Here is a 15,010-nt window from a genome sequence, read left to right as displayed (position 1 = left end):
CGCCTCAGGTGCATACTGTAGGAAACGGACCCCCAGATCGCGGGCCTGGCGATACACCCTTTCGCGGAAGCCGTAACTGCGCAGGTCTCGGTACAGGATCGTGACCGGGGTCGAGGGGTCGAGGGTCTTGAGACGCACGGCATTGTGCAGCGCCTGCGTGCAGCACACCCGGGAGCAATACGGCCGATCAGCCTGTCGCGAGCCGACGCACTGAATCATCACCACGCCGTCACGCAGCGCCGCGGCCGCCTCGTCCGGCAGGCAGTCGTTCGCCAGGATGGCGTCCATCGCCTGCTGGGTGATCACCCCGGGCAGCGTGCCGCAGCCGAAATCGCCAGTCTCGACAGCCTGCGCACCGGTAGCGACCACGATCGCACCGTGCTCGATCTCCTGTTCCGCGCCGTCGGCGCTGCGCAGTCGGGTGCGGAACTGGCCGACGTAGCCGCCGACCTCTTCGACCGTCGTGCCCAGGTGGCAGTCGATCCGGGGATGCGCCTGCAGGGCTTCAATCGTGTCGTGCAGCAGACGCTCAGGGTCGAGCCCGCGCCCAGGGGGTTTCGGATGGCGCAGCTGACCGCCCAGGCTGTCTTCGCGCTCCACAATCACTACCTGGTACCCCTGGTCGGCGATTGACAAGGCGGCCGTCATCCCTGCCAATCCCCCGCCGATCACCAGCGCCGAGGGCTCCACCGGCACGCTGCCGCGCACAATCGGCTCGAGGCCGCGAGCCTTGGTCACGGCCATCGCCACCAGCTCTTTCGCCTTGCAGGTGGCCTGCTCCGGCTGAGCTCGATGCACCCATGCGTCCTGTTCACGGATGTTGGCCATCTCGAACAGGCTTGGGTTCAAGCCTGCCTGCCGCAGCGTGTCCTGGAATAGCGGTTCATGCGTGCGCGGCGTGCAAGAGGCAACTACCACGCGGTTCAACCCCTGCTCCTGAATGACCCGCGCCATCTTCTCCTGGGTATCCTGCGAGCAGGTGTACAGGTTGCCTTCGGCATAGACCACGTCCGGCAGGGCCGCCGTGGCCTCAACCACCTGAGGCACATCGACCACGCCGCCGATGTTGATTCCGCAGTGGCACACGAAGACGCCGATCCGCGGCGACTCGTCTGAGATATCCCGCTCCGCCGGATACTCGATCTGGCGAGTGCGCGTGCCGCGAGCCGTCGCCAGGATCTCCGAAGCCATCGCCGCCACGCAGCCTGCTTCGACGACCGTCTCCGGGATGTCCTTGGGCTCCGCCAGACTGCCGGCGACGAACACACCTGGGCGGGAGGTGCGTCCCGTGCCCGCCGCGCCCTCCGGGAAGCCGTTGCCATCGGCCGCAATTCCCAGCCGCTCCATGAGGGTGCGTGTGGCGGCGCTTGGCCTCAAACCCACGGAGAGAACCACCATATCGAAAAGTTCCTCACGGGGCTCAGGCCGACCATCGGGCCGGTAGACAGCATACGACAGCCGCAAGTCTCCGGTCGCCGGGTGTTCCTTCACCGATGACACCAGGCTGCGCACGTAGCGCACGCCCTGCTCGCTCCCGGCGCGTTCGACATAGTCTTCGAAGCCCTTGCCGTACGACCGGATATCCATGTAGAAGATCGACGGCTGAATTCGGGCATCGTGCTCGCGGGCTATGATCGCTTCCTTGGTGGCGTACATGCAGCAGATGGAGGAGCAGTAGTCCTGCCCGCCGCAGGTCTCGCGCGATCCGACACATTGGATCCAGGCGACACGTTCGGGATGCCTGCCGTCGGACGGCCGGCTGACCACGCCTCCCCACGGACCGGAGGCACTGAGCATGCGTTCGAATTCCAGACTGGTGACCACATTGCGGTAGATGCCGTAGCCGAACTCCGACCGAACCGCAGGGTCGATCGGCTCCAGGCCAGGAGCGAGAACGACAGCCCCCACGTCCAGCGTCTGGCGCTCCTCAACCTGCAAGTGGTCAATCGCCTCCGCTTTGCAGACGAAGGCGCACTGCAGGCATTCCGAGCACACCCCGCATTCCAGGCAGCGCCCGGCCTCGGCCCGCGCCTGATCTTCGGTCAGTCCGGCGGAAAACTCCTCCGGGCTGCATCGCCTGGCCTGCGCCGGCAAGCGCTCTCCCTCCTGGCGCGCCGCCGCCTGGGTATTGTGCGCCCTGCGCAGGGCTTCTTCCTTCGGCACGCTGGCGACATCCCTGACCCGTTCCGGGGGTTGGAGAGGTTCGCCTCGAAGATAGCGGTCGATCGAAGTTGCGGCGCGATGGCCGGCGGCAATGGCATCGACCACGAAGCTGGTGCCGGTAACCCCATCCCCGCCGGCGAAAACCCCAGGCCGGCCGGTCGCCAGAGTCTCGGGGTCCGCCACCGGGTAGCGGCCGCGGGCGAGCGGCACCGCTTCCTTCAACCACTCGGAGTCGGGGTGCTGGCCGATGGCGAATATCACCAGGTCAGCCGCAATCTGCTCCTCCGTCCCCGGGAGCAGGTCGAAGTCCGGGCGTCCCTCCACAAACCCGCGCAAGAACACCTGCGAGCATGCCACCCCGGAAACGCGACCGTCGGCTGAGGTGATTGCATGGAAGGTGCGTGCCGGGAACAGCGCAATGCCTTCTTCCTCGGCGTCTCGCACTTCCCAGGCGTGGGCCGGCATTTGATGCCGGTCTTCGAGGCAGGCCATGCCCACCCATTCGGCGCCGAAGCGCACGGCGGTCATGGCGGCATCGATGGCGACGTTGCCGCCGCCCAGCACCAGCACCCGCCGTCCCCGGATCCGTTCGCCCCACCCCGCATTGGTCTCGCCTTCGAGTTCCAGCCGACCTTGGCGCAGAAAATCGGTGGCCGTGTCGACCTGAGGCAGGTCGGCGCCTGGGATCGGCAGTCGGACACCGCGGTGAGCGCCCAACGCCAGGAAGACCGCCTGGAAGCCGTCAGACAACAGGCCGTCCACATCCTGCACGCGGTGGTTCAGCCGCAGGTCGACGCCCTGAGCCAGGATGTCCTCGATTTCGCGCTGGACCGCATCCTTCCCGAGACGGAAAGAGGGGATGCCAACCCGCATCATCCCACCGGGCACTGGAAGCGCTTCGAACACGGTGACAGCGTGACCGTGACGGACGAGATCCTGGGCACAGGTCAGTCCGGCGGGGCCGGAGCCCACGATCGCCACGCGCTGCCCGGAGGGCTCATTTGGCGAAGAAGGTGGACGCAGCGAGTCGCCTTCCAGCCGCCGCTCCCAGGCCCAATCGGCGACAAACCGCTTGAGAGCCATCAGGTTCACCGGGGCGTCGACCTGCGCGCGCGAGCAGGCGTCTTCACAGCGGTGGTTGCAGATGCGGCCGCAGATCGACGGGAACGGGTTCTCTTCGAGAATCGTCCGATAGGCTTCGGCGTACCGGCCCTTGTGGACCAGGGCCACATACCCTTGCGCCCGCTGGTGAATCGGGCAGGCATCCCGACAGGGCGCCACGCCGGTCTTCTCGATGGAATAGGCATTGGGGATGGCCTGCGGGTAGCGCTTGTAGACGGCCTTCCGCTCGGACAGCCCCCAGTTGAACTCGTCCGGCCGGTCGATCGGGCAGGCCGCAGTGCACTCGCCGCAGCCAGTGCACCGATCGAGGCGGACATAGCGGGGCCGACGAACGATCGTGGCCTGAAACCGGCCTGGCTCGCCCTGGAGAGTGTCGAGGTCGGCGTTGGTCAGCACTTCGATGTTCAAGTGCCGGCCGACATCAACCAGCTTGGGAGACATAATGCACATGGCGCAGTCATTGGTCGGGAACGTCTTGTCGAGCTGGGCCATCGTCCCGCCAATCGCCGGGGAGCTCTCAGCCAAGTAGACCTTGATGCCGGCCTCTGCCAGATCGAGGGCGGCTTGCATGCCCCCAATCCCCCCACCGACGACCAGGGCGGCGCCCACAATGCCCTCGCCTGCCACAGGAGTCGACCCCACCGCAGTCTCTTCCTGGGTTTCGTTCGTCATTCCCGAGAGCACCGAGTCAAGTTGTCGGTCCATTGCTCAGTCCGCCAAGGCGTATCGGCGCAGCACCGGCGCCGGATCGATCAGATGCTTCTTCCACCAGCCCGGAGAGCTGACGCCCAGGGCGGTGGCAACCAATTCCGTGACGTACAGCACCGGTATGCGTTCACCGGACTGGCGCATCTCCAAATTGACCTGGCACAACGGGCAGCTGGTGACGATCACCTGCGCGCCCGCTTCACGCGCGGCCCCCGTCAGGCGCTGTACCAGCCGCCGCACCGTCGGAGGACGGGTGAGGGACAACCCGCCTCCACAGCATTCGCTGGCATACGACCAGCGCCGCGGCTCAGCACCCAGATCCGAGAGCAGCTCATCCATCATCACTGGATGCTCGGGATCCTCGGACTGCAGAATTCCTGCCGGCCGCAGAAGCAGACAGCCGTAGTACGAAACCACCGGCATCCCGTTGAGCGGTCGAACCACATTCGCCAGCAGGTCTCGTCGTGGAAGATCCTGACACAGCACGGCCAGAACCGGCCGTGCCTTGGACTCGTCCCAGGCCGATGTGCCGAACAACACGTCCGCTCGGGCCCGCATGTCCGGGTCATCGCGCAGATGGGCGGCGGCGACGGCGTGGCGGTTGTAGCAGGCGGCGCACGGCATCAGGACGTCCATACCCGTCCGATTCGCCAGCGCCAGGTTGCGGGCCGGGAGAAGAACCCCAAGGTCAGGATCAAGGGCGTGGGCCGAGGACGCCCCGCAGCACGACCAGTCCTCCAGCTCGGTCAGGCCTACGCCCAGGCGCTCGAAGACTGCCCGCACCGAGAGATCGAATTCCTGCCCGGTGGAATGCAGACTGCAGCCTGGGTAGTAGGCTAGTTCCACGGGTCACTCCCGTCCGCCGCCTCGCCTGCCGGATCGGCCGATCGAGGCATGCGCATCTCCATCACGCCTGCGACCTGCCTCCAACCGGCGATCCGGTGCGGCAGCAGAGGCACCTTGCCTTTCACCACCAGACGGATCCCCGAGCCCATGTCGGCAAACAGATTCCCTGAACGGAGCTTGTAGAGGATGAGCAATGTCGCTTCGTGCGATCTCCCCAGCCTGCGGGTGATCCCCAGGAAAAGGCGGTGGAACGCCAGCGCACCAGGATCGCCGGGGCGAATGCCGCGGCTGAGCGCCGCCGCCCGCAGGGCGTCCATCACCGGCGCCATGTCAATTCCATTCGGGCACCGGGCGCCGCAGGTTCCGCAGCCGGCGCACAGCCACAGGTCCGGGCTCCCCAACACCCGTTGATCCTCTCCCAACTGGATCAGGCGGATCAGGCGATCCGGTCCGAAGAGCATGTCGGCCGCCGAGGGACAGCCGGCCGTGCACTTGTGGCACTGGTAGCACAAGCGGAGTTCCTGATGCGACCGATGCTCCACGGATTGCAGCAGCGCCATCGCCTAGCTGACCTCGCCCACCATGGCCAGTATCTGGCCCGCAACCCAGTTGACCACTTCCGTCGCCTTGTTGGGACAGACTACCGCGCAGGCGCCACAGGCCTGGCACAGTGCAGGGTTGACTACGGCGATCGGCCGCACAGCGCTCAAGGATCGGGCCCCATATGGACAAGCCTCGATGCATGCACCGCAGCCTGCGCAAAGCTCACCGTCCACGATGGCCACCGTGGGCGATTGCGACAACATCTCTTGTGAGAAGAGCTGCATGACCTTGGCGGCTGCTGCCCCGGCCTGGGCGACCGACTCGGGGATGTCTTTGGGACCCTGGCAGCATCCCGCCAGGAAGACCCCGGCGGTCAGCGTTTCCACCGGCCGAAGTTTCGGATGCGCCTCGCTCAGGAATCCAGCCGCGTCGGCGCTGATATGCAGCACCTGAGCCAGTGCCTGCGCACCTTCGGACGGGACCAGCGGCGTCGCCAGGACCACCAGGTCAGGCGTCAGCTCCAGCGAGAGGCCGGTGAGCGTGTCCTCACCCAGCAGCTTGACCTTTCCATCCGCTTCGTAAACCCGGCGCACTTGCCCACGCAGGTACAGCACCCCGAACTCCTCCGCCGCCTGCTGAACGTACTCCTCGTAGCCTTTCCCGCCTGAGCGGATGTCAGTGTAGAAGACGCAGGCCCGGCCCTGCGGGACCCGCTCCCGGTAGGCCCGCGCCTGCTTGGCGACGACCATGCAGCACACCTTGGAGCAGTACGGAACACCGCCTTCAGCATTCCGCGAGCCGGCGCATTGGATGAACACCACCTGCTGCGGCACCCGGCCATCCGACGGCCGGCGGGGACCCTCGGGTTGCAGCAGCATGCGCTCAAACGTCAGCGTGTCCACCACGTCCGGCAGCACGCCGCCTCCGAGGTCCGCAAGCTTGCCCAGCGGATACGAGTCCCATCCAGTGGCGACCACGATGGCACCGACCTCGAAGGCAAAGTCCACCTCGCCGTCTGCCTCCTGACGCACTACCCGCGCCTTGAAGTTGCCAACGTACCCGGCCACCTCGCGGACCTGCGCCCGGGTGAGGACCTGGATCTGTGGGTGCGCCTCAACGCGCTGGAGGCGCTCCTGCAGCAGGTGCTCGCCATCGGACAGGTTGAGGTAGCTCCGGCTGAACTGGCGCATTTTCCCGCCGAGCGACGGCTGGCGCTCTACCAGGACCACCGGGTAGCCGGCATCGGCCAGGTCGAGAGCAGCATGCAGGCCGCTGATCCCCCCGCCGATCACCAGGCAGCGGCGGGAGAGAGGCAGCCGGATCGGCTCCAGGCTGGAATTGCGGCGGACTTTCTCCACCACGGAACCAATGATGTCGGCCGCCTTGACCGTGGCGGCTTGCGGGCGGCTCTGATGCACCCAGGACACCTGTTCCCGGATGTTGGCGGATTCGCAGCGAAAGGCGTTCACCCCGGCCGCGGCACATGCTTTGCGGAAGGTGCTCTCGTGCATGGCCGGCGAACAGGCCGCGACCACTACGGCATCCAGATGGTGCTCGGCTATGGCCGAGCGGATCAGATCCTGGCCCGGGTCGGAGCACATGTAGCGGTAGTCGGCCGCGAAGGCGACCTCAGCGTGCAGGCTCGCCACGCGCACCAGCTCCGGCACATCCAGGATGCCGGCAATGTTGTGCCCACAGTGGCAGACGAACACCCCCACCCGGCTCACGCCGACGACCTCCCGTCTCCTGGCCCGGCTTGCGGACGGCCTTTCCACCTCGGTTTCATGCCGTCACCATGCTCTGGATGCGCAGCAGCTGGATCACCTTGGCGGCGGCTGCGCTGCCCTGGGCAACCGTCTCCGGGATATCCTTCGGCCCCTGGGCGGTTCCGGCGACGAAGACGCCAGGCTGGGAGGTCTCAATCGGCGCCAGTTCCTCATCCAGCCCGCAGACGAATCCGCTGGCGTCCGTCGCCAGGCCCAGCATCTCCGCCAGCCGTCGAGTCTCGGGCCGCGGCTGAACGGCCATCGCCAGCACCACCATGTCGGCGGCGACCTCCACCGGGCGATGGCTAAGCGTGTCCGCTCCCTTGACCACGAGATGTTCGTCGTCGGGGTACACCCGGCTGACCTTCCCCCGGATGTAGCGGACTTGCTCATTCACCTGTGCCCGCTGGAAGAACTCCTCGTATCCCTTGCCCGCCGCGCGGACATCGATATAGAAGACGGTGGCCTCTCCGCCGTGCACGCGGTGCTTGTACAGGATGGCTTGTTTGGCGGTGTACATGCAGCAGATCTTCGAGCAATGCGGTTGGCCGCGGGCCGGATCGCGCGAGCCGCAGCACTGGATGAAGACCACCCGCCGCGGCTCCTTGCCGTCCGAGGGACGCAGCACGCGCCCAGCCGTCGGGCCGCTGGCCGCCAACAGGCGCTCGAAGCCCAAGCCATCCACGACATCGGGCAGCAGGCCTGCGCCGTACTCGCCCAAGCGGGCCTGCGGCATCAGGTCGTACCCCGTTGCCAGAACGACTGCCCCGACTTCGACTTCCTCCTCACATTCCTGTTGGTCCCAGACGATCGCCTCGGTGGGGCAGAACTTGGCACAGGCGCCGCACTTGGGCTCAGCCGGCTTGCCGGACTTTGTCACGGCTGGAACTATCCCGGTCTCGATCTCGTGTTTGCTGATCAAGTAGCGGCAATTGGCGGCGTCGATGACCGGCTTGTTGGGCACGGCCTGGGGCGAGAGCGTGTACACCACCTTACGCACCCCGACCCCGCATTCGAACTCCGATGGGACCTTGAAGGGGCATTTCTCCTGGCAGACCCCGCAGCCCGTGCATTTCGACCAGTCGATGTAGGCCGCCTTGCGTACGAGACGCACCCTGAAGGCCTGTCCATCGGGCGAGCGCTGTATGCCCTCGATCCGGCTGTAGGTACGCAGGTCGATGTTCTCGTGCTTGCCAACCTCTACCGTCCTCGGCGTCAAGATGCACTGCGAGCAATCGAGCGTCGGGAAGGTCTCCGAGAGCTGCGCCATGTGGCCGCCGATCGACGGCTCGGACTCGACCAGCACCGCCCGGTAGCCGCTGTTGGCGATGTCCAATGCAGCCTGCATTCCGGCGATGCCGGCGCCGATCACCAGGGCGCTGGACCGGGCATCGCCCGTCATGCCGGCGCCGCCACCGACCACGGTGCACTCTCCGGGGCATCGAGGCCCAAGGCCAGCGTCAGGAGCTGGGTGAAATAGGCAATCGGCAGGCGATCCTCCTGGACCTGGTCGCGCTGCGCCTGTTCCAGGTTGTATTTACACAGCGGGCAGGCCGTGATCACGGCGGCGGCGCCGGCCGCCCGGGCGGATTGCACGACCTGGGCGCTGGCACGGTCCACGGCGGCCGGCTGCGTGACCGCCAGGTACGATCCGCAGCACTCGGCGGCGTGAGAGAACGGCATGGGTTCTCCGCCCACGGCTTCGACCAGGTTCTCCAGGATCGACGGGCGCTCCGGGTCGTCCAACCCGATCTCAGGGCCTGGTCGCAGAAGCATGCAGCCGTAGTAAGCGGCCAACCGGAGCCCCGTCTGCGGCTGCGTGACGCGTGCCTGCACCGCCTCCCATCCGAGGTCATCCCGCAGCACCTCGAGGTAGTGTCGTGGGCGCACTTGCTCGTCGACGGGACCCTCGACGACGAATGCATTCAGACGCTCCAGGGCGAACGGATGTGTGCTCAGGAAGTTGGCGGACCTGCGCAAGACATGAAAGCAGACTGCGCACAGGGTGACCAGGTCGCCGCCGGCTTTGCCCGCCGCAATCAGCACCCGGGCCGGGGCGACCAGGTCCATCACATTCTCGGCATTGAGCGGAAACGTCGCCCCGCAGCAGTTCCATTCAGGAAGCTCGACGAGATCGATGCCGAGCGCTTGTCCCGCTGCCCGCGCCTGGCTTTCGTAGTCCTGGGCGTGTGAGCGCAGGGTGCAGCCTGGGAAGTAGGCGTAGGTCCGCGACACAGCCTCAGCCTCCAGCCTTGCGCAACGCCCCGATGACTGCCATCGGCGGGGCCTGCGAGAGATCGCGGGAGGACACATCTCCGGCCAGCAGGCGCGCACCGCCGGCGCGCACCGCCAGGATGCGGATGGCTTCCATCACCCGCGGCAGGTCGATCCCCTTCGGGCAGCGGGCATGGCAGGTCAGACAGGAGGCACACACCCAGGCCGCCTGGCTTTCCAGCACCAACGCCATCCCGAGCTGTGCCAGCCGAATGACCTGATTGGGCAGCAGGTCCATCTCGTTGACCATCGGGCAACCGGCCGAGCACCTTCCACACTGGTAGCACGCCAGCAGCTTCTGCTCACTCAGGGTTTCGATTTCGCTGACCCAAGGTGCCTGCCGGCTGCCCAGGTCCAGCAGATGCACGGCACTATCTCCCACCGACGTCCTCTCGAACCTGCTCCAGCTGGACTCGGGTATGGCTGGCGAGATGGCGGGCGCGGGAGATCCACGATTTGGTCACGGCCGCCGCCTCGGGGACGGACTCTTCCGCCTGGATCAGCTGGCCGATCAAGGCCATCAGGTTCGACTGAGCGCTCCCCCCCAGCTGATCTTCGATCTGGCGACGCAAGGCGTCGTCCGAGATCGCAGCCTGTAGGCGCTCGATCTGCCGCTGTTCCTGCTCGAGCGACAGGGACTGTCCGTCGAGTTGACGGATCACCTGCTCCGCCAGCCGGACCAGGTCCTCCCGGGCCGCCCAGCGCCTGCGGGCGGCGCTTGCCACCCACAGGGCAGCCGCGGCCCAGCCGGACACCCACACCGCCAGCCAAAGCCCCCCTGCCTGGATGGAGGCCAGCCAGGCCGCGCCCACCCCCGAGAGAACGCAAGCGGCGGCCGTAGCCGCCGCCCATCCCCGTGAATTATGCTGTAGTTGCCTGAGAAGCACTGACGTCCGCTGACGCACGGTCCGCCCTGTAGGCTTGCATGCCCAGTCTACGCCGGCGCTGATCCCATCACCCTCAGGCCCTGGCCCGAGATTGCGCCCACCAGGGGCCGAGATAGCCGGTCAGCCTGCGGGAGGACGGCGCGGCTTCGTGGCTTCCTCGTGGCTATGCGCAAGGCTTCGGCGGGCAGATTGCACGCACCCTAGCCCAGGCGGTCCGGGCGTCAGGCGGTAATGATCCCCTTCTGAAAGGCATAGCGGACCAGCTCCGCCCGGTCGTGCAGATCCAGCTTCTGCATCAGATGCAAGCGATGGGTCTTGACGGTCTTGACACTCAGGTTCAGCATCTCGGCGATCTTGCGGTTCGAGAACCCCTCGGCGATCAGCTGCAAGACCTCGCGTTCGCGAGGCGTCAGGTCATCATAGGGATCGTGAACTGCCTCAGCCTCGAGGCTTCGCAGGTACAGGTCGGCCAGCGTCCGGGCGACGCTGGGGGAGAAATGGGCTTCCCCGCGCGCCACGGCTCGGATGGCCAGGACCAGCTCTTTACCCGCCGCTTGCTTGAGCACGTAGCCGGATCCGCCCGCCGATAGGACCTGAGGCACGTACTCGGGGTTCTCATGCATCGTCAGGATCAGGACCCGAGTCTGGGGGTTGTCACGTTTGATCTGCCGCGTCGCCTCCAGGCCGTTCAGCAGCGGCATCCCGATGTCCATGATCACCACGTCCGGGGTGAGGCGGCGGGCCTGTTCGACTGCCATCCGCCCGTCCTGCGCCTCGCCTACCACCTGGATATCCGCCTCGTCCTCCAGCAGGGCACGGATCCCGTCCCGCAACACGGCGTGGTCATCCGCCAACAGGACCCGGATCCGCCCAGCCGGGTTCATTCCGAACCCTCATAGGCCGGCAGCAACACCCGCAGCGTTGTACCCCGCCCAGCAGCGCTCGCCACTTCGAGGCGCCCACCCAGGGCCGCCACGCGCTCCCGAATTCCGAACAAGCCCATGTGTTCACCCGTTGGCGATGCCTGGACCAGCCGATCGTCAAAGCCGGCCCCATCGTCCTCGACCATCAGGCTGACATCGTGGTTGCAGCCCAGTTTCAGCCGGACCAGGCTGGCATCGGCGTGGCGCACGATGTTGCTGATCGCCTCTTGGGCAATTCGGAACAGGGCGATTTCGACGGCGGGGGCCAGACGCGGCAGATCCGGATCGGCTTCGAACTCAACGTCGATCCCTTCCGGCTCCAGCCGGTTCTTCGCGTACCAGCGGATGGCGGGCACCAGGCCCAGGTCGTCGAGCACCAGCGGCCTCAGGTCCGCCACCAGTAGGCGCAGCCCATTCATCGTCTGCAACGTCAGCTCCCGCGCCGACGCCAGGCGCTGCTTGAGTTCATCCAACTCGGCCGGGATGGCGCTGTCCATCCGCTCGAGCTGAATCAACAGGCTGGCGAGCGCTTGGCTGGTGTCATCATGCAGCTCACGGGCGATGCGGCGTCTCTCCTCCTCCTGGGCGCTGATCACCTTGATCGACAGGGCTCGCAGCTGCTCCTGGTTGGCCTCGATCGTCGCCGTGTGCGCCGCCAGACGGTCGAGCATGGTATTGAGCGCCAGCGACAGGCGGGCGATCTCCGGATCCTGATCCGCCTTCAGCCTGGCCCGGACGGAAGTGTGCCCGTCCTGCACCTGATCCACGGTCGTGGTCAGGGAGGACAGCGGTCGTAGGGTATAGGCCAGCACGGCGTAATTGAGCAGCAAGCTGAGAGCAACTCCCACCAAGGCGAAGGCGAGGGCCAGGGAGAGGGGGGACTGGTCCGCCAGCTTGCGGGTGAGCAGGGTGCCAGCCATGGCCCCTGCCACGATCACAGCCCCATTCGCCAGGAGCAGGCGAGAGACCAGGGGTAGGCGTCCGATCCAGTTTGCCATGCGATCCTTCAGCCCGCTACTGGCGCTTGGCTGCCATCATGGCGCTGGACCAGAAGCCAGTCGCCCCCACGGCGCAAGTATAGGCGCTCCCCCCGCGCCCGCCAACCGACGGACACCCTGCGTGTTCCCGGATGGGTTCAGGGAGAAAACAAGGGCGGGGCCTGTCTCCAGGCCCCGCCCCCGCGTGGTATCCGCAAACGCCGAACTGCCTACTTCACTCGGAAGGCGAACACAATGCCGGTGATCCCGCCGACGATCCCGAAGATCCCCAGGACGAGCGGCAGAGCGATGACGGCGGCCAGCGGATTGAACATGAGGTACAGGGCCAGCAGGATCAGTACGATCCCCAGAATACCCTGGCCCCAGCCGGCGCCTTGGAAGGCCATGATTAGCTTCGAGATCCCCATGAACAAGCCTGCGAATCCCAGCAGCCAGACCAGGGTGGTTGGGACCAACAGCGTGGACCACATCGGGTGCTGAAGGACCAGGACACCGGCAATGATGCCTAGGATCCCAACAAAGAGCTTCCAGCCCCACTTCGAGTGGTCGATGAACATGTATACCAGGCTGAACACACCACTGATGATCCAGTAAATCCCCAGCACCTGGACCAGAACCGCGGTGGTGGCTGCCGGATTGGTCAGCAACAGCGCGCCGATGATGAGGAATGCGATGGACTCGAGCAAAATGAGCCACCAAGGAGTGGAGTTCATCTCCTTGGCCGGTGCAACTGCAGTCATAGGTACGTCTCCTTCTTTCTATTCTTCAAAGGGTGTTGAGTCTGGGTCGCATGGGTAGATACCACGTTTCGAGAAGAATTCTATCATACTTGTAGGAGATCGCCCGCGCCGCGAGCGGCACCGCCCCCGCTTCGCGATCGCGGGAGGCTTGGCCGATTGGCCCCGTCGCCGGAGTCCGAGCGACCTATCTGGACAACCCCAGCGTGGCGCGAGCGCGTTGGGGGGATGTGATACCATCGACGCCATGCCACTCCCGGCCCAGGGCTGATCCGTGCGAGTTTGCCGCTGGCGGACGGTGGACGCCTATGGCTCCCGGCGGGATCACGCTCAATGGACCTCTCCCAAATCGACGATCAGCTGTACATCGCCGCCCGACCGCAATCCGCCGACGCACCCGAGGTGGCGGCCCACGGGGTGCGCCTGATCCTGAACATGATTCCGGTCAAGACGCCCGCCGCGCTGGGGAGCGCTCCTTTCCGCGTGGTGTGGCTGCCCTGGTTGGATGCACCCTTCCTCCCGATCCCAATCCGGCTCCTGCGCCGTGGCACGCGCGCCGCCCTGGCCGCCATGCAGTCCGGCGACTCCGTCCTGACCTACTGCCGCCAGGGGCGCCACCGCAGCGTCGCCATGGCGTGTGCCATCTTGATCGCCAAGGGAATGACGGCCGACCAGGCCATGCGCCATGTCACGCAGCAGCGGCCCAGGGCAGACCCCGGGGCGGCGCACATCGCCCGCGTGATTCGCAGGTTTGAACGAGAGTGGCCCGACGGGCGCCCTCCGTCAGAATGAACCGGCAGCCCTGCATCACCGGCGAAAGCGCCGAGGCCGTCCGAGCGCCACAACGCAGGACTGGCATGATGTCGCACTGGCGACTTCGGGCGGGGTCTCGCTGGAGCGATCGCCCGGCAAGCGACGGGAGATAGGAGGCTCGGCATGCAGCCCAAGCTCATGGTGTCGATGTGGCTCTTCCTGGCGGTCGGGCTGACCGCCTGCGCCTCGCAGAAGTTCCCTGCTTCGGACGTCACTCCTGAGCCCCCCGCTCCGCCGAGGTCCGAGGAGCAGGCCAACATGGCCTACTCCAGCGAGTTCACTGGATCCGGATCCGCCACACTGGTCGATGGCGAATACCGCGCCCCGGCCGCACCAGGCTCGGCGACAGAGATCGTCGTCCGGCTGACAGACGACGTCGCCTACGGGGACCTGAACGGACAGCCTTCGGCGGCCGTGGTATTGGTTTCCTCCGGCGGCGGCAGCGGCAGCTTCTATACCCTGCACGCCGTCCAGACGGTGGACGGGGAACCGACCGACATCGCTTCGACGCTCCTCGGCGACCGGATCCAAGTTGGACAGCTCGCGATCGAAGACAATCTGATCGTCGTGGACATGATCACCCAGGGGCCAGATGACCCGATGTGTTGCCCAACCCAAACCGTCGTCCAGACCTATGCCTTGATCGGCAGCCGGCTCGAGATGACCTCCACCAGGACGGCCGATGGCGAGTAGAACCGCGGCCAATCTTGGCCGCCCATCGCTCGGCGAGCCTATTGGCGACTGGGCCTCTGTCCCCGCGCCCGCGGTCGGGGTTCTTGTCCGGCTTCTCAGGGCTGGCGGGAAACCGGGCGTGTGCGCTTCGCTCAACGCCTCGTCGTCCCGCAATCGTGGTACATCGCGCTCGGCGGGGTAGAACCTCTTGCCGCCCTCCGTCGCCGCCGGGCCAAACCCCGCCTGGAGGTCCTCGCGGCTCATCCGCCAAGACCCAAGTTGACACGATCCTTCCATCCAACGACAGCCTGGCCGGCAGTGGGGCCCAGCAATCCAGGTCCGGGCGAGGGTATAATCCCACTGACAACTGCCCCCGTAGCTCAATGGATAGAGCGCCTGACTTCGAATCAGTAGGTTGTGAGTTCGAATCTCGCCGGGGGCGCCAAAGCCGGCGGTGAACAAGCCGCTTTGCTCCGGGTTCCCGGGGCTGAGCCTGCTCAGCGAGCAGGCTCTCTCGCAGCCCACAGAGGCACGGGTAGGACGACTGACCGGATGTCT

The 15,010-nt window shown here is 66.3% G+C and carries 13 protein-coding genes and 1 tRNA gene; 3 read left to right on the top strand and 11 right to left on the bottom strand.

Going from position 1 to position 15,010, the window contains the following annotated elements:
• From MUO23_07380 to MUO23_07330, 11 genes are all read right to left on the bottom strand, one after another.
• On the bottom strand, positions 1-3,990 hold a 3,990-nt coding region (locus tag MUO23_07380), incomplete at its 3' end, for an FAD-dependent oxidoreductase (protein MCJ7512777.1).
• 3 nt (positions 3,991-3,993) lie between these two features.
• Positions 3,994-4,839, bottom strand: a complete 846-nt coding sequence (locus MUO23_07375) for a CoB--CoM heterodisulfide reductase iron-sulfur subunit B family protein (GenBank protein ID MCJ7512776.1) — start codon at positions 4,837-4,839, stop codon at positions 3,994-3,996.
• Positions 4,830-5,399 carry a 4Fe-4S dicluster domain-containing protein gene (locus tag MUO23_07370; GenBank protein ID MCJ7512775.1) on the bottom strand — a complete coding sequence of 190 codons (570 nt, stop codon included), beginning with the start codon at positions 5,397-5,399 and terminating at the stop codon, positions 4,830-4,832. Before MUO23_07370 ends, MUO23_07375 begins: the two co-directional genes overlap by 10 nt.
• 3 nt (positions 5,400-5,402) lie before the next feature.
• Complete coding sequence (locus tag MUO23_07365; protein MCJ7512774.1) at positions 5,403-7,109, bottom strand: CoB--CoM heterodisulfide reductase iron-sulfur subunit A family protein; 1,707 nt, start codon at positions 7,107-7,109, stop codon at positions 5,403-5,405.
• Between the two features lie 55 nt (positions 7,110-7,164).
• Positions 7,165-8,550: a CoB--CoM heterodisulfide reductase iron-sulfur subunit A family protein gene (locus tag MUO23_07360; GenBank protein ID MCJ7512773.1), complete on the bottom strand. Its 1,386-nt coding sequence runs from the start codon at positions 8,548-8,550 to the stop codon at positions 7,165-7,167.
• Positions 8,547-9,383: a CoB--CoM heterodisulfide reductase iron-sulfur subunit B family protein gene (locus tag MUO23_07355; protein ID MCJ7512772.1), complete on the bottom strand. Its 837-nt coding sequence runs from the start codon at positions 9,381-9,383 to the stop codon at positions 8,547-8,549. Before MUO23_07355 ends, MUO23_07360 begins: the two co-directional genes overlap by 4 nt.
• 4 nt (positions 9,384-9,387) lie before the next feature.
• Complete coding sequence (locus MUO23_07350) at positions 9,388-9,804, bottom strand: 4Fe-4S dicluster domain-containing protein (protein ID MCJ7512771.1); 417 nt, start codon at positions 9,802-9,804, stop codon at positions 9,388-9,390.
• The gene (locus MUO23_07345) at positions 9,794-10,177 is read right to left on the bottom strand and encodes a hypothetical protein (GenBank protein MCJ7512770.1); all 384 of its coding nucleotides are present in this window, start codon (positions 10,175-10,177) and stop codon (positions 9,794-9,796) included. The genes MUO23_07350 and MUO23_07345 overlap by 11 nt, the downstream gene beginning before the upstream one ends.
• A 353-nt stretch (positions 10,178-10,530) precedes the next feature.
• A complete protein-coding gene (locus MUO23_07340; GenBank protein ID MCJ7512769.1) occupies positions 10,531-11,193 on the bottom strand; it encodes a response regulator transcription factor in 663 nt (220 codons plus the stop codon).
• Positions 11,190-12,230 (bottom strand): histidine kinase, encoded by a 1,041-nt coding sequence (locus MUO23_07335; GenBank protein MCJ7512768.1) that lies wholly within the window; start codon positions 12,228-12,230, stop codon positions 11,190-11,192. The genes MUO23_07340 and MUO23_07335 overlap by 4 nt, the downstream gene beginning before the upstream one ends.
• Before the next feature lie 209 nt (positions 12,231-12,439).
• Entirely contained in the window at positions 12,440-12,970 is a 531-nt protein-coding gene (locus MUO23_07330) for an HdeD family acid-resistance protein (protein ID MCJ7512767.1), read from the bottom strand.
• A 330-nt stretch (positions 12,971-13,300) separates the two neighbouring features.
• On the opposite strand from MUO23_07330, the gene MUO23_07325 reads away from it, so the two are divergent.
• From MUO23_07325 to MUO23_07315, 3 genes are all read left to right on the top strand, one after another.
• The gene (locus tag MUO23_07325; protein MCJ7512766.1) at positions 13,301-13,759 is read left to right on the top strand and encodes a dual specificity protein phosphatase family protein; all 459 of its coding nucleotides are present in this window, start codon (positions 13,301-13,303) and stop codon (positions 13,757-13,759) included.
• 144 nt (positions 13,760-13,903) lie between these two features.
• Positions 13,904-14,473, top strand: a complete 570-nt coding sequence (locus MUO23_07320; GenBank protein ID MCJ7512765.1) for a hypothetical protein — start codon at positions 13,904-13,906, stop codon at positions 14,471-14,473.
• A 348-nt stretch (positions 14,474-14,821) separates the two neighbouring features.
• Positions 14,822-14,897: transfer RNA gene (locus MUO23_07315), tRNA-Arg, on the top strand.
• Positions 14,898-15,010 lie beyond the last annotated feature (113 nt).

It is taken from the genome of Anaerolineales bacterium (assembly GCA_022866145.1).
Taxonomy (GTDB): domain Bacteria; phylum Chloroflexota; class Anaerolineae; order Anaerolineales; family E44-bin32; genus PFL42.
The sequence above is the reverse complement of the archived record's forward strand: the minus strand, read 5'-3'. Positions and strand labels throughout refer to the sequence as shown.

Bases quoted from the DNA above. Each gene is read 5' to 3' on its own strand.
- MUO23_07370 (MCJ7512775.1), bottom strand. From the start codon at position 5,399: ATGGCGCTGCTGCAATCCGTGGAGCATCGGTCGCATCAGGAACTCCGC.
- MUO23_07360 (MCJ7512773.1), bottom strand. From the start codon at position 8,550: ATGACGGGCGATGCCCGGTCCAGCGCCCTGGTGATCGGCGCCGGCATC.
- MUO23_07340 (MCJ7512769.1), bottom strand. From the start codon at position 11,193: ATGAACCCGGCTGGGCGGATCCGGGTCCTGTTGGCGGATGACCACGCC.
- MUO23_07335 (MCJ7512768.1), bottom strand. From the start codon at position 12,230: ATGGCAAACTGGATCGGACGCCTACCCCTGGTCTCTCGCCTGCTCCTG.
- MUO23_07330 (MCJ7512767.1), bottom strand. From the start codon at position 12,970: ATGACTGCAGTTGCACCGGCCAAGGAGATGAACTCCACTCCTTGGTGG.
- MUO23_07325 (MCJ7512766.1), top strand. From the start codon at position 13,301: ATGGACCTCTCCCAAATCGACGATCAGCTGTACATCGCCGCCCGACCG.
- MUO23_07320 (MCJ7512765.1), top strand. From the start codon at position 13,904: ATGCAGCCCAAGCTCATGGTGTCGATGTGGCTCTTCCTGGCGGTCGGG.